The organism is Bordetella sp. 2513F2 (assembly GCF_054642735.1).
Genome location: NZ_CM137755.1, coordinates 971153 through 987390 on the forward strand (window position 1 = coordinate 971153; position 16238 = coordinate 987390).

At 69.0% G+C, this 16238-nt stretch carries 19 protein-coding genes; 8 read left to right on the plus strand and 11 right to left on the minus strand.

From position 1 onward, the window contains the following. Positions 1 to 81 precede the first annotated feature (81 nt). Positions 82 to 1569: a beta-barrel assembly-enhancing protease gene (locus ACYBYQ_RS04545; RefSeq protein ID WP_459617204.1), complete on the plus strand. Its 1488-nt coding sequence runs from the start codon at positions 82 to 84 to the stop codon at positions 1567 to 1569. 25 nt (positions 1570 to 1594) lie between these two features. On the opposite strand, the gene ACYBYQ_RS04550 is transcribed toward ACYBYQ_RS04545, so the two are convergent. The 4 genes from ACYBYQ_RS04550 to ACYBYQ_RS04565 all read right to left on the minus strand — a co-directional run bounded on the left by ACYBYQ_RS04550 (position 1595) and on the right by ACYBYQ_RS04565 (position 4359). After that, positions 1595 to 2698 (minus strand): YheT family hydrolase, encoded by a 1104-nt coding sequence (locus ACYBYQ_RS04550; RefSeq protein ID WP_459617206.1) that lies wholly within the window; start codon positions 2696 to 2698, stop codon positions 1595 to 1597. An 11-nt stretch (positions 2699 to 2709) separates the two neighbouring features. After that, entirely contained in the window at positions 2710 to 3132 is a 423-nt protein-coding gene (locus ACYBYQ_RS04555; RefSeq protein ID WP_459617208.1) for a YybH family protein, read from the minus strand. Between the two features lie 25 nt (positions 3133 to 3157). Next, positions 3158 to 3370 (minus strand): zinc-finger domain-containing protein, encoded by a 213-nt coding sequence (locus tag ACYBYQ_RS04560; protein WP_459617210.1) that lies wholly within the window; start codon positions 3368 to 3370, stop codon positions 3158 to 3160. A gap of 68 nt (positions 3371 to 3438) precedes the next feature. After that, on the minus strand, positions 3439 to 4359 hold the full coding sequence (locus tag ACYBYQ_RS04565; RefSeq protein ID WP_459617212.1) for a branched-chain amino acid transaminase: 921 nt from the start codon (positions 4357 to 4359) through the stop codon (positions 3439 to 3441). A 174-nt stretch (positions 4360 to 4533) separates the two neighbouring features. Between ACYBYQ_RS04565 and ACYBYQ_RS04570 the strand changes: the two genes are divergently transcribed. The 3 genes from ACYBYQ_RS04570 to ACYBYQ_RS04580 all read left to right on the plus strand — a co-directional run bounded on the left by ACYBYQ_RS04570 (position 4534) and on the right by ACYBYQ_RS04580 (position 7141). Continuing rightward, complete coding sequence (locus ACYBYQ_RS04570; RefSeq protein ID WP_459617214.1) at positions 4534 to 5289, plus strand: AzlC family ABC transporter permease; 756 nt, start codon at positions 4534 to 4536, stop codon at positions 5287 to 5289. Beyond that, positions 5286 to 5621, plus strand: coding sequence for a branched-chain amino acid transport AzlD family protein (locus ACYBYQ_RS04575; RefSeq protein WP_459617216.1), 336 nt, complete (start codon positions 5286 to 5288; stop codon positions 5619 to 5621). Before ACYBYQ_RS04570 ends, ACYBYQ_RS04575 begins: the two co-directional genes overlap by 4 nt. 113 nt (positions 5622 to 5734) lie before the next feature. Beyond that, entirely contained in the window at positions 5735 to 7141 is a 1407-nt protein-coding gene (locus ACYBYQ_RS04580; protein WP_459617218.1) for a DEAD/DEAH box helicase, read from the plus strand. 14 nt (positions 7142 to 7155) lie between these two features. On the opposite strand, the gene ACYBYQ_RS04585 is transcribed toward ACYBYQ_RS04580, so the two are convergent. Beyond that, entirely contained in the window at positions 7156 to 7542 is a 387-nt protein-coding gene (locus ACYBYQ_RS04585; protein ID WP_459617220.1) for a thioredoxin family protein, read from the minus strand. A gap of 38 nt (positions 7543 to 7580) precedes the next feature. On the opposite strand from ACYBYQ_RS04585, the gene ACYBYQ_RS04590 reads away from it, so the two are divergent. The 3 genes from ACYBYQ_RS04590 to ACYBYQ_RS04600 all read left to right on the plus strand — a co-directional run bounded on the left by ACYBYQ_RS04590 (position 7581) and on the right by ACYBYQ_RS04600 (position 10220). Beyond that, a complete protein-coding gene (locus ACYBYQ_RS04590) occupies positions 7581 to 8387 on the plus strand; it encodes an EI24 domain-containing protein (protein WP_459617222.1) in 807 nt (268 codons plus the stop codon). Positions 8388 to 8415: 28 nt separating this feature from the next. After that, positions 8416 to 9222 (plus strand): competence/damage-inducible protein A, encoded by an 807-nt coding sequence (locus tag ACYBYQ_RS04595; RefSeq protein ID WP_459617224.1) that lies wholly within the window; start codon positions 8416 to 8418, stop codon positions 9220 to 9222. A 134-nt stretch (positions 9223 to 9356) separates the two neighbouring features. Next, a complete protein-coding gene (locus ACYBYQ_RS04600; RefSeq protein ID WP_459617226.1) occupies positions 9357 to 10220 on the plus strand; it encodes an IclR family transcriptional regulator in 864 nt (287 codons plus the stop codon). 82 nt (positions 10221 to 10302) lie between these two features. Here the strand turns inward: ACYBYQ_RS04600 and ACYBYQ_RS04605 are convergent, their stop codons facing one another. Next, positions 10303 to 11280 carry a tripartite tricarboxylate transporter substrate binding protein BugD gene (locus ACYBYQ_RS04605; RefSeq protein ID WP_459617228.1) on the minus strand — a complete coding sequence of 326 codons (978 nt, stop codon included), beginning with the start codon at positions 11278 to 11280 and terminating at the stop codon, positions 10303 to 10305. A gap of 339 nt (positions 11281 to 11619) precedes the next feature. Here ACYBYQ_RS04605 and phaP point away from each other — a divergent pair, with 339 nt between their 5' ends. Continuing rightward, complete coding sequence (gene phaP / locus ACYBYQ_RS04610; RefSeq protein WP_459617230.1) at positions 11620 to 12195, plus strand: TIGR01841 family phasin; 576 nt, start codon at positions 11620 to 11622, stop codon at positions 12193 to 12195. A 148-nt stretch (positions 12196 to 12343) separates the two neighbouring features. On the opposite strand, the gene ACYBYQ_RS04615 is transcribed toward phaP, so the two are convergent. The 5 genes from ACYBYQ_RS04615 to ACYBYQ_RS04635 all read right to left on the minus strand — a co-directional run bounded on the left by ACYBYQ_RS04615 (position 12344) and on the right by ACYBYQ_RS04635 (position 16188). Continuing rightward, positions 12344 to 13387 carry a quinone-dependent dihydroorotate dehydrogenase gene (locus ACYBYQ_RS04615; protein WP_459617232.1) on the minus strand — a complete coding sequence of 348 codons (1044 nt, stop codon included), beginning with the start codon at positions 13385 to 13387 and terminating at the stop codon, positions 12344 to 12346. 59 nt (positions 13388 to 13446) lie between these two features. Beyond that, positions 13447 to 14172, minus strand: a complete 726-nt coding sequence (locus ACYBYQ_RS04620; protein ID WP_459617234.1) for an arginyltransferase — start codon at positions 14170 to 14172, stop codon at positions 13447 to 13449. Between the two features lie 72 nt (positions 14173 to 14244). Next, on the minus strand, positions 14245 to 15003 hold the full coding sequence (gene aat, locus ACYBYQ_RS04625; RefSeq protein WP_459617236.1) for a leucyl/phenylalanyl-tRNA--protein transferase: 759 nt from the start codon (positions 15001 to 15003) through the stop codon (positions 14245 to 14247). Between the two features lie 4 nt (positions 15004 to 15007). Further along, positions 15008 to 15589, minus strand: a complete 582-nt coding sequence (locus ACYBYQ_RS04630) for an NUDIX hydrolase (protein ID WP_459617238.1) — start codon at positions 15587 to 15589, stop codon at positions 15008 to 15010. Then, positions 15586 to 16188 carry a DUF2946 family protein gene (locus ACYBYQ_RS04635; protein ID WP_459617240.1) on the minus strand — a complete coding sequence of 201 codons (603 nt, stop codon included), beginning with the start codon at positions 16186 to 16188 and terminating at the stop codon, positions 15586 to 15588. The genes ACYBYQ_RS04630 and ACYBYQ_RS04635 overlap by 4 nt, the downstream gene beginning before the upstream one ends. Positions 16189 to 16238: the final 50 nt, after the last annotated feature.

Consider the following 16238-nt stretch of genomic DNA (forward strand, 5'->3'; position numbering starts at 1 on the left):
TCCTGCAGAAAAAGGGCTGAAATGTGAAACTTTTGCCGAGGTGGCTATCATAGTGCCATGGATGTGAGGAACAGGAGACTTATGCTGCCGAATGCAACACGCGCCGGAATTGCCGCGCTGTGCATGGCCTTGGTGTTTCCCCCCGTGGCGGCGCAGCCGGTCGGATTGCCCGCGATGGGCGCGGCATCGTCGGCGGACCTCTCCCCGGGCCTGGAGCGCCAGCTGGGCCAGGCCATCATGGCCCAGGGCCGGCGGGATCCCACCTACATCGACGACGTCGAGCTGCGCCAGTACCTCACCACCATGGGCCGCAAACTGGCGGCCTACGCGCCCGGCGGGCCGCCCGAGATCGAGGTGTTCGGCGTGCGCGATGCCGCCATCAACGCCTTCGCCCTGCCGGGCGGCTTCGTGGGCGTCAATTCGGGGCTGATCGTGGCGTCCGACAGCGAGTCCGAGCTGGCGTCGGTGCTGGCGCACGAAATCGGCCACGTGGTGCAGCGGCACATCGCCCGCGGCATGACCCAGCAGAACCAGAACAGCACGGTGGCGCTGGCCAGCATGGCGGCGGCGCTGCTGGCCGCGCTGGCAGGCGGGGGCGGCAACCTGGCGATGGGCGTGGCCGCCTTCGGCCAGGCGGCCGCCATCAACCGGCAGCTCGGATTCTCGCGCGACGCCGAGCGCGAGGCCGACCGCACCGGATTGCAGATGCTTTCCCGGGCCGGCTACGACCCCGACGGCATGGCCCGCATGTTCGCCCGCCTGATGAGCGCCTCGCGCCTGAACGAAGGCATGGGGGGCGGCTCGTGGGCCAGCACCCATCCGCTGTCCATCGACCGCATGTCCGATGTCCAGAACCGCATCCGCGACCTCGGCACCTCGCGCTACACCGACAGCCCCGACTTCTGGTTCCTGCGGGCCAAGATGCGGGTCTACCAGGGGCGCGACGCAGCCAGCCTGCGCACCGTCGAGCAGCTGTTCCAGGACGAGACGCGCACCCTGACCGGCGTGCGCCGTTCGGCCGCGTTCTACGGCCTGGCCCTGCATGCCTTGCGGCGCGACGATGCCGCCCGGGCGCAAACCTATTTCGACCAGGCAACGGCGGGCGGCGTCGACGCGCCCCAGCTGGCGCATCTCGGCGTGGACATCGCCCAGGCGCGCAGGAACGCGCCCGAGGCGCTGCAGCGGGCCCAGGCAGCGGTCAAGCGCTGGCCGGAAGATCGCGCCCTCGGCATGGCCTACGCGTCGGCGCTGCAGGCGGTGGGCCGCCACGACGAAGCCCAGGCCTATCTGCGCGACCGCGTCCGGCAGTGGGGCAGCGACGAACCGCGGTTCTACGAGCTTCTGGCGCAGAGCGAGGAGCGCAACGGCCGGCCGGTGGAGGCGCGGCGCAACATGGCGCGCTTCTACGAGCAGACCGGCGCCTACGCGGCGGCGGAGTCGCAGCTGCAGCAGGCCCGGGGCATGTCGAAGGACTTCTACGAGCAGTCGCAGATCGACGTGCAGATCAAGGACGTCAAGCAGAAGCTCGCCGACGAGCGCGAACTCCTGGAGCGGTTCAAGTCGGGCTAGGGACTCGGGCCTGGGCCGGAGGCGCCTACAGGCCCGTCTCGAAGAAGCGGCCCAGCCGCTGCGGCATCCAGTACAGGTGCCCGGGAAAGGGGCCGGTGGGAAAGCCGCCGTGGCCGCCCTGGGCCGGTTGATGCAGCAGCACGCTGGGCGAGCAGTCGGCCGGGCCGGGCAGCGCCGACTCCGGCAGGAACGGATCGTTGCGGGCGTTCAGCACCAGCGTGGGCACCCGGATGTGCGCCAGCCAGGGCTTGCTCGAGGCCCGCGTCCAGTAATCCAGCGCATTGCGGAATCCGTGCATGGGCGCGGTGTACGCGTCGTCGAAGTCGCGCAGGTCGCGCGCGTGCGCGATGCGCATCACGTCGATCGCCCCGGGGAAGCGCTTGGCCTTCTCCAGCACTTTCCTGCGCATGCTGTGCAGGAAATACCGTGTGTAGACCTGCCGGGCCATGACGCCCTGGCACAGGGCGCGTCCGCCGGCGACCAGGTCCAGCGGCACCGACACGCCGGCGCAGGCGGCCAGCCAGCCGAGTTTCTCGCCCTGTTCGCCCAGGTATTTCAGCATGGCGTTGCCGCCCAGCGACACGCCCACGGCGTGCCAGCGAGCGTGCGGCAGGCGGCTGCGCACCGTGTCGAGCATGAAGCCCACTTCGGCAGAATCCCCCGAGTAGTAGGCGCGCGCGAGCCGGTTGGGAACGCCCGAGCAGCCGCGGAAATGCGCTACGACCACGACCCAGCCGCGCGCGCGGAAATGGTGGGCGATGCTCTGGGCGTAGCGGCTGGTGCTGCTGCCTTCCAGCCCGTGGAACAGGATCAGCGCCGGCGTGTCGGGCGTCTGGGGCAGCGAGCCCCAGTCGGCCGGAGACATCCAGCGCGCTGCGGCGATCTGGCCGGTGGCCGCCACCGGCGGGTGATCCTGGAGGGGGCTGCCGTCGGCTGCCTTGTGGGGGAAGAGGCCCGGCCCGGTCCAGTCGAAATCGACGAAGTCCGTGTCGGGCGTGTCCACCCGTTCGCGCACGAAGGCGATGCGGTGGTACTGCGCGAAGAGGGCGGCATGGATCGTCTGGCTGTGCCCGTTGGGCAGCCAGGCGGGAACGGGGCAGGGGGTGGAGTCGAGTCGTGCGCCAGCCAAGGCAGTTTTACCTAGTGCAGCCGGTCCGGGATGTCGTGCAGGTCCAGGACGCCCGCCTCGGTCGGGGCCGGCGAGGCATGGTGGAGCACCATGCGCCAGCCGGTGGGCCCCTTGTGATAGATATTGGTGGTGTAGCAGTGGGCCACCTGCGCACCTTCGCGCGTGAGCGCCGACACCTGTTCGACCACCACGTGCACGGCGCACATCATGCTCTGCATGACGACCGGCCGCATCGGCCGCACATGCACGGACCCGTGGGACAGGATCTGCTGCCAGGACTCCTGCACGGCGCTGTGGCCGACGATGCGCAGGCCGCCCGGATGGATGCAGACGACCTCCTCGTCGTCGGCCCAGACCTGCATCAGGCGGTCCAGGTCGGCGTTCTCGAGGGCGTCGTAGAAGGCGTGCTCGGCTTCGTCGGGTGTGGCGAACATGGCAGCGGCGTGGCGGTGGTGCGGATCAATGGCCGTGGAGCACGGTGCCCGGCTTGAGCCGGTATTCGGCGCCGCAGTAGGGGCAGCGCGCCGAACCGGTGTGGGCGACGTCGAGGAACACGCGGGGATGCATGCTCCAGAGGGGGGCCTTGGGCCCGGGGCAGTAGACGGGCAGATCTTCGGCGTCGACTTCGATGGTCTCGCGGGAAGCATCGGTTGCCGGGGCGGCTGCGGTCATTGCGTATTCCTGAAACTGAACTGGGCCGTTGGACACGGCGGGATGGGCAGGCTGGGGCGGCTTCCCGGTCAGACCGGGGTGAGCCACTCCGCATAACGGGGGTTGCGGCCGCGCACGAGGTCGAAGAAGGCCTTCTGCAGCTTCTCGGTGACCGGCCCGCGGCGACCGGCGCCGATGCGGCGGTTGTCGATCTCGCGGATGGGCGTGACCTCGGCCGCGGTGCCGGTGAAGAAGGCCTCGTCGGCGATGTACAGGTCGTCGCGGGTGAGGCGGCGCGTGACCAGCCGCAGGCCCAGGTCTGCGGCCAGGGCATGGATGGTGGAGCGCGTGATGCCGGTGAGGGCCGACGCGATCTCGGGCTCGTACAGCACGCCGTCCTTCACGATGAACACGTTCTCGCCCGAGCCCTCGGCCACGAAGCCCTCGGTGTCGAGCAGCAGGGCTTCGTCGTAGCCGTTCTCCAGGGCTTCGGCGTTGGCCAGGATGGAATTGGCGTAGGTGCTGGCCACCTTGGCGCGCGGCATGGTGACGTTGACGTGCTGGCGCGCGAACGACGAGATCTTCACCCGGATGCCCTCGGCCAGTGCGGCCTCGCCCAGGTAGGCGCCCCAGGGCCAGGCGGCGATGGCCACGTGGACCTGCGCGCCCACCGGCGACACGCCCATCTTCTCGGAACCGTAGAACACCAGGGGCCGCAGATAGCAGGATTCCAGCTGGTTGGCCCGCACGACCTCGCGCTGCGCGGCGTTGAGCGTCTCGGCGTCGTAGGGGACCGCCATCTGGTAGATGTGGGCCGAGTTGAGCAGGCGGCGGGTGTGGTCGTGCAGGCGGAAGATGGCGGTGCCGGCTTCCGTCTTGTAGGCGCGCACGCCTTCGAACACCGAGAGGCCATAGTGCAGAGAGTGGGTAAGGACGTGCGTGGTGGCCTCGCGCCACGGCACCAGCTTGCCGTCGTACCAGATGAATCCGTCTCTGTCGGCCATCGACATGGGTGTTCTCCTTATCGTGGCGCGTATTGTATCAAGCAGCCGGTTTACAATACGCCGTCATGCGCGCGGCTGGTCTCGGGGTTTTCCTGGCGTAGGCCCGGCGGGGCAGTCCGCGGCGCGCGTCCATTGCAGCGAGTCCCATGTCGTCGAGTCCGTTTCCGCAGAGGCCGCTCCTTGGCCTCTGATCCTGCCACACAGCCCGCCGATCCCCACGACGCCGCCCAGGCAGGGCGCGAGCGTGCCGCGGCATTCCGCGCCGGGGTCCGGGCGATCTCGCCGGCCCTGATCGCCACCGGCACCTGGGCCCTGGTCACGGGGGTGGCCATGGTCAAGTCCGGCCTCACCGAGTCCATGGCCCTGGCCATGACGCTGCTGCTCTACGCGGGTTCGGCCCAACTCACCTCGCTGCCCCTGATCGCCACCGGCGCGCCCCTGTGGCTGATCTTCGCCGCCGGCTGCGTAGTCAACCTGCGCTTCGTGATCTTCGGCGCCGCGCTGCATCCCTATTTCCGCCACCTGAGCTGGCCCAAACGCCTGGGGCTGGGCTACTTCACCACCGACATGGGGTTCGTGCTGTTCATGCCGCGCTATGCCGATGCGCCGGTGCGCGGCACGCGCGAACAGCTGTGGTTCTTCATGGGCACGATCGTCCCGGGCTGGCTGGTGTGGCAGTCGTTTTCCATCGTGGGCATCTACCTGGGCGTGATGGTGCCGTCGAGCTGGTCGCTGGATTTCGCCGCGGTGCTCGCGCTGCTCGCCATCACCGTGCCGCTGGCCAATTCCCGTCCCATGCTCGTGTCGATGCTGGCCGCCGGCGTGGTGGCGTGGGTGGGGCAGGCGCTGCCCCTGCGCCTGGGGCTGGCTGCCGCCGTGGTGGCCGGCATCGTGGCGGGCATGCTGGCAGAGCGCTATCTTCCGGGGCGCACATGACTTTCTGGCCTTCCGAGATCTACGTCTATTCGGCCATCGTGCTGCTGGCGCTGTGCAGCGTGATCACGCGCGCCGGCTATATGGTGTTCGGCGACTACCTCCCCCTGCCCGAGGGCGTGCGCCGTGCCCTGCGCTACGCCCCGGCTGCCGCGCTCACCGCCATCGTGGTGCCCGACCTGTTGCCCTGGCAGGCTGGCGTGGGCCCCGTGTTCGACTACAAGCTGGTGGCGGGGGTGGTGGCCATCGTGGTGTTCCTGCGCACGCGCAGCGCCGTGCTGGTGATCGTGGCCGGCATGCTGGCGCTGTGGGCGCTGCGCTGGCTGGCCGGGTAGGCCGGTTGGCGGGCCGGTGGACGCGGCTGCTAAAATAAGTTATCCACAGCAATCCGGGACAGTCCTTTCTCTTCCGTTTTGTTCCTCGACTGCCCCGGCTTCTGCCACACCCGATGACGCAATCCACCAATCCCGCAGCACCAGCCGCTGACGCGCCCACTCGCACCTTCGACGAGTTCGGGCTGCATCCGCTGCTGCTCAAGTCCATTGCCGACACCGGCTACACCACGCCCACGCCCATCCAGGCGCAGGCCATTCCGGTCGTGGTGGCGGGCCGCGACGTCATGGGCGCCGCCCAGACCGGCACCGGCAAGACGGCGGCCTTCACGCTGCCCATCCTGCATCGCCTGATGCCGCTGGCCAACACCAGCGCATCGCCGGCGCGCCACCCGGTGCGCGCCTTGATCCTCACGCCCACCCGCGAGCTCGCCGACCAGGTCTACGAAAGCGTCAAGCGCTATGCCAAGAGCACGCCGCTGCGCTCGGCCGTGGTGTTCGGCGGCGTCGACATCGGCCCGCAGAAGGAAGCGCTGCGCAATGGCTGCGAAGTGCTGGTTGCCACGCCCGGGCGGCTGCTCGACCATGTGGAGCAGAAGAACGTCAACCTGGGGCAGGTGGGCATCCTGGTGCTGGACGAAGCCGACCGCATGCTCGACATGGGTTTCCTGCCCGACCTCGAGCGCATCATCCGGTTGCTGCCGCCGCAGCGCCAGGGCCTGCTGTTCTCCGCCACCTTCAGCAACGAGATCCGCAAGCTGGGCCGTTCCTACCTGAACCAGCCGGTCGAGATCGAAGTCGCGGCGCGCAACGCCACGGCCGACACCGTCAGCCAGATTGCCTACAAGATGCGCAGCGACGCCAAGCGCGCCGCCGTCGTGCACCTGGTCAAGTCGCGCGGGCTGAAGCAGGTCATCGTCTTCTCCAACACCAAGATCGGCACGGCGCGGCTGGCGCGCGAGCTCGAGCGCGACGGCGTCAGGGCCGAGTCCATCCATGGCGACAAGACCCAGGCCGACCGCATGAAGGCCCTCGAGGCCTTCAAGGCCGGAGAGCTGGAAGTCCTCGTGGCCACCGACGTGGCCGCGCGCGGCCTGGACGTGGCCGGCGTGCCCTGCGTCATCAACTACGACCTGCCGCACAATTCCGAAGACTACGTGCACCGCATCGGCCGCACCGGCCGGGCCGGCGCCACGGGCGAGGCCATCGCGCTCTACACCGACGACGAAGAGCGCTACCTGCTCGACATCGAGAAGCTCATCAAGCGGCCGGTGCCGCGCGGCACGCTGGCCCTGCCGGCCGAGGCCGTCGCGCGTCCCGCCCGCGGCGAGCGCCGGCCGTCCCGCGAACGGGGCGGCGAGCGCCCGCAGCGCCAGCGCCAGCCGGCCGACGACTTCTTCTACAAGCCTTACGAGCCCTCGTCTTCCGAGCCGGCTGCCGCACCCGGGACAGAGAAAGGGAACCAGCCTGCGACGCCCAGGCGCCAGCTGGCGGTGTTGCTGGGCGGCAGCCGCAAGTCCTGAGGCCGCCGGCCGGGTCAGGCCGCAAGCAGCGCGCCGACGTCGGGCAGCCGCGTGGCCACGGTAGCCGCGTGCGGGTCTTGTGCGAGCGTGCCGAGCAGGCGCTCCAGATGGCCGATGTGCGGCAGCATGGGGCCGTAGAACAACGTGCGTCCGCCCGCCTGAACCAGCAGCGTGGGAAAGTTCTCGACGTCTTCGTCGCCCAGCAGCTCGGGGTGATCTTCGATGTCGATCCAGGCGAACACATGGCCCGGATGGCGTTCGGCCAGCTCTGCCAGCCGGGGCCGGTACTGGTTGCAGGTGTCGCACCAGGCCGCGCAGAAGCAGGCCACCAGCCAGGGCTCGGGCCGTGCCAGTGCCTGGCGCAGGGCGGAAGAGTCGGTTCCGGGGACGAACAGGGGCATGTGGGCAAATCGCAGCGTGTTTGACTATGATACCCGGCATGTCGAATCCCCGTCCGCTGCCCATGCCCGGTCCCCGTCCCGGCGCCGCCTTATCCCGCACCGCGGCCATCGCCAGAGCATTCAAGCGGGCGCTGGTCTCGCAATGCCATCCGAACATGCTGTTCGCGGTGCTGCTGCCGTTCCTCATCGCCCTGGTCGGAGCCATCCTGCTGCTCTGGCTGTTCTGGGCGCCGCTCACCGAATGGCTGCGCCTGGAGGCCGGCGAATGGGAAACGGTGAACCAGGTCGATGCCTGGCTGGTTTCGGTAGGGCTGTTTTCCGTCAAGCTCTATCTGGTGCCGGTGATTGCCGCGGCCATCCTGCTGCCGGTGTCCGGCATCCTGGGGCTCACCATCGCCGCCATCTTCGTCATGCCGCTGGTGCTGCGGCACGTGGGCTCGCGCGAGTACGCGGGCCTTGCCCGCCAGGGCCGCAATGCCACGGCCGTGAGCGTCTGGAATGCGCTGTGGGTCAGCTTGGCCTTCGCGGCCGGCTGGCTGCTCACGCTGCCGTTCTGGCTGATCCCGCCCATGGCGCTGCTGCTCTCGGTGTTCTGGTGGGCCTTCGCCTTCTCGCGCATGCTGCGCCTGGACGCCATCGTCGAACACGCCAGCCCGGCCGAGCGCAAGCTGCTGATCGAGCGGCACGACGGCGCGTTCTGGATCATCGGGTTCATCTGCGCCCTGATCAACCTGCTGCCGCCCGCCTGGATCATCCTGCCGGTGTATTCCGGGCTGGTCTATGCGCACTACGGCCTGGACGCGCTCGAGCGCCTGCGCAGCGAACGCACCCTCGACGCCTCCTGAACACGTCACGCCCACTTCCCGGAATCCCATGGCTGCCGCTCCTTCCCGCCGCATCGGCCTGATCATCGTCGGAGACGAAATACTCTCCGGCCGCCGCCAGGACAAGCACTTCTCCAAGATCGTCGAATTGCTGGCCGCGCGCGGCCTGAGGCTGGGCTGGGCCGAATTCCAGCCCGACGACCGCGAACGCCTGGTGGCCGCGTATCGCCGCAGCTTCGCGTCGGGCGACGTGGTCTTCTCGTGCGGCGGCATCGGGGCCACGCCCGACGACCATACCCGGCAGGCCGTTGCCGAAGCGCTGGGCGTGCCGCTGGTGCTGCATCCGGAAGCGGCCGAGGCCATCGCGTTGCGCACGGCGGAAATGGCCGCGAAAGGGCAGGGCACGCCCGACATGCGCACCCCGGAGAACCAGCAGCGGCTGAAGATGGGCGAGTTCCCGCAGGGCGCCGAGATCGTGCCCAACCCGTACAACCGCATTCCGGGCTTCCACATCCACGACCATACGTTCGTGCCGGGCTTTCCCGTGATGGCCTGGCCCATGCTGGAGTGGGTGCTGGACGGCCGGTACCGCTGCCTGCACCATGCGGTGGCCCATGCCGAGCACGACTTCCTCGTCTACGGGCTGCCGGAGTCCCGCATTGCGCCGGTGATGCAGGCCGTGGAACAGCGTTGGCCCGGCGTGCGCGCCTTCAGCCTGCCCAGCGTGGGCGAGGGGGGCGGTACGCCGCATATCGAGCTCGGCGTCAAGGGCGAGCCCGCGGCCACCGCCGAGGCGCTGGCCTTCCTGAGGGAGCAGGTCCAGGCGCTGGGTGGCCGATTCACGCCGGCGGCGTAGCCCCGGCACGGCAGGCCGGCCCGGGACGCCGCCCCACAAACCGGTTGCCAAAAGGCGCAGGAAATTTCACAATACGATAAATCATCGTTTGCTGCGCTGCCGCATCCGGCCACGTCGCGCCACGCACACTGCCTATGCCCCGCCTATCCCTCGCCCCGAACGAACCGGGCCCGGACCCCAAGTCCGGCTCCGGCCACGGCCCGGTGGCCATCCAGGTCATCGACCGGGCCATGCGCCTGCTCGACGCGCTGGCGGCCCAGCCCGAGCCCGTCACCCTGAAAGACCTCTCCGCCACCACGGGCCTGCACGCGTCCACGGCGCACCGCATCCTGAACGACCTTGTGGTGGGGCGATACGTCGAGCGCGTGGACAACGGCCTGTACCAGCTGGGCATGCGGCTGCTCGAGCTGGGCTCCCTGGTGAAAGGCAGGCTGAACGTGCGCGAGGCGGCCATCCCGGCCATGCGCAACCTGCACAAGCTCACCGGCCAGACCATCAATCTGTCGGTGCAGCAGGGCGACGAAATCGTCTACATCGACCGCGCCTGGAGCGAACGCTCGGGAATGCAGGTGGTCCGCGCCATAGGCGGCCGGGCGCCGCTGCATCTCACTTCCACCGGCAAGCTCTTCCTGTCCATGGGGGATGCGCGGCAGGTGCGCGCGTATGCGCTGCGCACAGGGCTGGCCGGGCACACCCGCAACAGCATCACCGAGGTCGAGCGCCTGGAGCGCGAACTCGCCCTGGTGCGGCGCCACGGCTATGCGCGCGACAACGAAGAGCTGGAGCTCGGCGTGCGCTGCATCGCCGCCGGCATCCACGACGACACCGGCAAGCTGGTGGCGGGCCTGTCGATCTCCGCTCCGGCCGAACGCATGCAGGACGAGTGGATACAGCTGCTGGTCCAGTCGGCACGCGACATCTCCGAAGCCCTGGGTTTCGAGGCAGCGCACGCTGCCGAGGGGTCGCCGCTCGCGATGGCGGCTGCCGGCAAGTCCTGAACCCGGCCCGGCAGGCAGAAAAAAACCCGGCATGAGCCGGGGCGGGAACAGGCCGCGAACGGGCCGCGGCGCTGCTGCGTCGTTATTGTTTTTCGATGCCGACTTTCTTGAACAGCTCGGCCCATTGCGGCACCTGCTGCTTGACCTTGGCGTCCAGGGCTGCCGGGTTGGCTTCCTTGACGAGCACCGTGGCGCCCAGCTGCTTCATGCGTTCCTGGAACTTGGGATCCGCCAGGCCGGCCTGCAGGCTCTGCACCAGCTTGTCGACCACGGGCTTGGGCGTGCCCTTGGGTACCCACATGCCATGCCAGATACCGACCTGGAAGCCCTTGTATCCGGATTCGTCCATGGTGGGCAGGTCGGACAGCGTGGGCACGCGCTGCAGGCTCGTGACCGCGTAGGCCTTGACCTTCTTGGCCTGTATCTGCTGGGTGGTGTTGGTGGTCTGGTCGCACATGATGTCGACCTGCTTGCCGAGCAGGTCGTTCATGGCCGGGGCCGTGCCCTTGTAGGGGATGGTGAGCAGGTTGACGCCCAGCGCGTCGGTGAGCATGGTGCCGCACAGGTGGCTGGCCGCACCGATGCCGGCATTGGCCAGCGATACCTTCTCGGCATTCTTCTTCAGGTAGTCGGCCAGCTCGGTGATGGTGTTCGGCGGGAAGTCTTCGCGCGCGATGACGGTCATGGGGACGTCCACGACCAGGCCGATGGGCTCGAAGCCCGCGTAGGGATCGTAGCCGGGATTCTTGTAGAGCGAGGGCGCGGTGGAAAAGCCGATGTGCATCAACAGGATCTGGTAGCCGTCGGGCTTGGCGCGGGCGACCTGGGAGGTGCCGATGGTGCCGCCGGCGCCGCCCTTGTTTTCCACGACCACCGTCTGGCCGAGCGAGGCGCGCATGGCCTCGGCCAGCGAGCGGGCCACGTTGTCGGTGGGGCCGCCCGCCGCGAACGGGACGACCATGTTGACCGGGCGGTCAGGATAGTCGGCGTGGGCGGCTCCGGCCGCGAACAGGGCGCCCGCGGCCACGACGGCCGAGAAAGTACGGGTAAAGCGGATCATGTAGTCTCCGTGCAGTGATTGGTGGACTGCGTCGATTGTTCGTTATTGTCCGGCGGGCGGGGATCATCCCGGGCCGGCATGCGCAGAGTGTAGAAAACGATTGATACAACGTCATCTCGGGTATTCCCCCAGCGCGTCGCGCCCGTGCTACACGGAGAATTTGTTGCGTTGCATCAAAATGGCTTGACAGCTGCCTGAATCCCGATAGAATGGTGATTGTGCATTGCAGCAAACGCGCTGGCCGCATCTGCCCGCATCTTCAGGCAACTGTCCGCGCGTATCGATTTCCACGTCGCAGACCATAGGCCGTTCCACCCGGCCAACTGAAGGAGATACTACATGAGCGCCATTCCGCAACAAGTGCTGGCCCAGCAAAAGGCCGCCGTCAACACCCTGCTGGCCACGCAGGCCGCCATGTTCGGCGGATTCGAGAAGCTGGTCGACCTCAACATGAAGGTCGTCAAGGCCACGCTCGACGAGGCTGCCCAGAAGTCGCAGCATGCTGCCGAGCTGAAGGATCCGCAGGAAGTGGCCGCTTTCGCCAGCGGCATGATCCAGCCGGGCGCCGAAAAGGCCCTGGCCTATGGCAAGCATGTCTACGACATCGTCGCCGGCGTCCAGGCCGAACTGGCCCAGCTCGTGGAAGCCCAGATTGCCGAAGGCCAGCAGCAGCTCGCCGAAGCCGTCGAGCAGTTGTCCAAGAACGCCCCCGCGGGCTCGGAAAGCGCCGTGGCCATGCTGAAGTCGTCGCTGGCCACCGCCAACAGCGCCTACGAATCGCTCACCAAGGCCGCCAAGCAGGCTGCCGAGGTCGCCGAGTCCAATCTGAATGCCGCGGCCAATGCCTCGTTCAAGGCCGCCACCGATGCCGCTGAAGCCGCCGGCAAGGTCTCGCGCACCCGCCGTGCCGCCTAAATCGCGCACGGGGCTGTTGCAAGACCCAAGCTTGTAGTACTGTTGAGTGACAGAGCAGAGCTGGAATTAGGCCACCTTCGGGTGGCCTTTTTTTTGGTGCGCCCGGCAGGGCGCACCCACTGGGAGGCCTTTTTGCCGGCGCGCTGGCTCAGCGGCGCGCCAGCGCCGCCACGCACTCCGGCACGAGGGCGGGCCCGCGGTAGATCAGCCCGGTATAGAGCTGCACCGCGTCGGCGCCGGCGTCGATCTTTTCCCGCGCCTGGCGTCCGGAAACGATGCCGCCCACGCCGATGATCGCCAGATCGCGCCCCACCCGGCGGCGCAGGCGCTCCACCACCGCCAGAGACAGTTCATGCACCGGCGGGCCCGACAGGCCCCCGGCTTCGGCGGCGTGGGCCTGGCCTTCGACGGCGGCGCGCGACAGCGTGGTGTTGGTGGCGATCACGCCGTCCACGCCGTGGCGCAGCAGCGCGTCGGCGATGGCATCGATCTGTTCGTGCGTGAGGTCCGGGGCGATCTTGACCGCCAGCGGCACCTGGCGCTGGTGCTGGTCGGCCAGCCGCTGGCGCTGGGCCTGCAGCCTTGAGAGCAGCGTGGTGAGTTCGTCGCCGCCCTGCAGGGCGCGGAGGTTCTTGGTGTTGGGCGAAGAGATGTTCACCGTGACGTAATCGGCGTGCGGGTACACGCCGGCCAGCCCGGTGGCGTAGTCTTCGACCGCGCGCTCGATGGGGGTGTCGGCGTTCTTGCCGATGTTCAGCCCCAGGATGCCGCCGGTCTGGCGCCAGGTGCTGCGCTGCACGTTGGCGAGAAAGGCTTCCAGGCCCTGGTTGTTGAAGCCCAGGCGGTTGATGAGCGCCTGCGATCTCGGCAGCCGGAACAGCCGGGGCTTGGGGTTGCCGGGCTGGGCGCGCGGGGTCACGGTGCCGACCTCGACGAAGCCGAAGCCGAGGTTGCCGAGCGCGTCGATGTGCGCGCCGTTCTTGTCCAGGCCGGCAGCCAGCCCCACCGGATTGAGCAGCTTCAGGCCCATCAGCGTGGCAGGTGCGGCAGGACGCGCGTGCAGGAGCTTGCGCGTGGCCGTGCAGTCGTAGGCGCGCTGCAGGCCGGCCAGCGTGGCTTCGTGGGCGACTTCCGCATCCATCGCGAACAGCGCGGCGCGGGCCAGGGGGTAGGCTTGGAAGAGGATGGACATGGGGCGGGATTGTACCTGCGCTGCCGGCCGCCGGTGCGCATGCCCGGGGGCGGCGGGACTCAGCCGGTGCAGGGCTCCCAGTGGCCGTCGACGCGCATCTGGAGGGGCTGGAAGGCGGACTTGTAGGCCATCTTGCGGCTGTCCCGGATCCAGTAGCCCAGGTACAGCCAGGGCAGGCCGAGGATGCGGCACTGCTCGATCTGCCACAGGATGCTGTAGGTGCCCAGGCTGCCGCGCGCCTCGGGATCGTAGAAGGTATAGACCGAGGACAGCCCGTCGTCCAGGACGTCGATGATGGACACCATGGCAAGTTCATCCCCGGGCGTGCGGAACTCCACCAGCCGCGTGTTGACCCGCGTTGCCAGGAGGAACTGCGCATATTGCGTGCGGCTGTCCTCGTCCATCCCGCCGCCCGGATGGCGGCCCTGCTGGTAGCGTGTATACAGCGCGTAGTGCTCGGACGACCAGGTCAGCTCGGCCACCAGCGGGCGCAGCGGCTGGTGGAAGCGCCAGGCGCGGCGCTGGCTGCGGTTGGGCGAGAAGTTGGCGGTGTCGACCCGTACCGGCACGCAGGCTTTGCAGTGGTCGCAATGGGGCCGGTACGTGAACAGCCCGCTGCGGCGGAACCCCTGTTCGACGAGCTGGCTATACGTGCCGGCATTGATCAGGTGGCCGGGCGCGGCCACCTGCGACCGCGCCTGCCTGCCGGGCAGGTAGCTGCACGGATAGGGCGCGGTGGAGTAGAACTGCAGCGTGGAGAAAGGGAGTTCTTTTAGCTGGCTCATCGGAAACGCGCCGCGCATGCGGAAGCCCGCGGCGTCATGCCCATATTAACGCCAACGCCGCTGCGGCGTGGCTCAGAGCAGCGTGGCGGGGGGAAGCGGCTGCAGCCGGCCCTCGGCGTCGATCTCCCCGGGCATCCAGGGCGGGGGCGGCGCATCCACCGTGTCAGCCAGGTGTTGCAGGAACCGCGCCCGCGGCACCGGACCCGCGCCCAGGCTGGCGAGGTGCCGGGTCTGCTGCTGGCAGTCGATCCAGGCCACGTCGTGGCGGCTCAGGAAGCGCACCAGGTATGCCAGCGCGATCTTGGACGCGTCCGTGGTGCGGGCGAACATCGATTCGCCGAAGAACATGCGCCCGAGGCTGACCCCATACAGGCCGCCGGCCAGCTCGCCGTCGATCCACGTCTCGATGCTGTGCGCACGGCCGGCCTGGTGCCAGGCATGGTAGGCCTTGCGGACCGCCGGCGTGATCCACGTGCCTGCCTGGCCCTCGCGGGGCGCCGCGCACTGCTGCATGACCTCGTCGAATGCCGTGTCGACGCGTACCCGCACCGAAGGCCACGACCCGGTGGACTGGCGCGCAATCTGGCGCAGCCGCTTGCGCAGCGAATGGGATGGGGCAAAATCCCGGCAGGCCAGCACCATGCGCGGATCCGGGCTCCACCAGAGTATGGGCTCGCCTTCGGAGAACCACGGGAAGATGCCGTTGCGGTAGGCCTGTTCGAGCCGGGCGGTGGAGAGATCGCCGCCTGCCGCCAGCAATCCGGGCGGGTCCTCCAGCGCCAGGTGTGCGGGCGGAAACGGCGTATCCAGGGTGAGCCAGGGCAGCTTCACGATGTCAGCGGCGCGAGTCCAGCGTGTAGTGGTGGGTCTGGAAGCTGCCCTGCCTGCGGTCGGCGAAATAGCGCTCGAGGGTGGTGGCCACCGTACGGAAGGAAAGCTCGTTCCACGGCACCTCGTCTTCGTCGTAGTAGCGGGCCTCCAGGCTCTCGGGGCCGGGATCCAGTTCGGGGCCCAGCGCCTGGGCCAGGTAGAACACGTGCACCTGTTCGATCTGGGGCACGTCGATCACGGTGAACAGGGCGCCCAGGCGGATGCGGGCGCCGGATTCCTCCAGTGTCTCGCGCTCGGCGCCCTGTCCGGTGCTTTCTCCCAGCTCCATGAAGCCGGCCGGCAGCGTCCAAGTGTCGTAGCGGGGCTCGATGGCGCGGCGGCACAGCAGCACGCGGCCTTCCCAGACCGGCACGGTGCCCACCACCAGCCGCGGGTTCTGGTAGTGGATCGCGCCGCAATGGTCGCAGATGTCGCGTTCGCGGTTGTCGCCGTCCGGCACGCGATGCTGGATCGGCGAGCCGCACTGGCTGCAGAAGCGGGCGCGGCGCGGGGCCGGGAAGTAGCGGGAAGGCGATGGGGCGGTCATGATGCGGATTCTACCGGGCGCCCGGCTGCGTACCCCAGCCGGGCCGGCGCTTCTTCAGGCCGCATGCGGTACACCGGCGCGGCCGGGTACGGGCCCAGCGCCATCCTGCCGCTGGGCCCGGCCTGGGCAGGCTGAGCCAGCAGGTCGGCCAGGGCGCCGCCGCCGGCCAGATGCAGCCGATCCAGCAGGGCCGCGAGATCGCGGTCTTCGACGAGCCCCGGTCCGTGGTCGGTTCGGGCGTACAGGCGCCCGGCATCGTCCAGCCACCAGTCGCGTACCTGCCGCACCGGCAGGCCGGTATGCGTCTGCAGGCCGCGGGCCTGTTCGTCCAGCCGCAGCACGAAGGGCGCGGCGTCGAGGCGCACGTAGACACGCTGCGGGCCGTTCTGGAAATACCAGCGGCCCTCGTCGTCCCCGGCGTAATTGCGCCCGATGAACGTCAGGATCTGGGTGTTGGTGATGGGTTCGCCGGGGGAGCCCGCCAGCGCGTCGCCGCCGGGATGCAGGCGCCAGCGGCCGCGCGGGTCCAGCGAGAGCCAGCCATGGACCGCCGGCACGTCGGGCCAGCGCGCCATGGCCTCGATGACGGAGGGGTCCATGCGATGCCCGGGTAGCGTGAGGAGCGTTCCATTATAGGGGCGGCGCCACG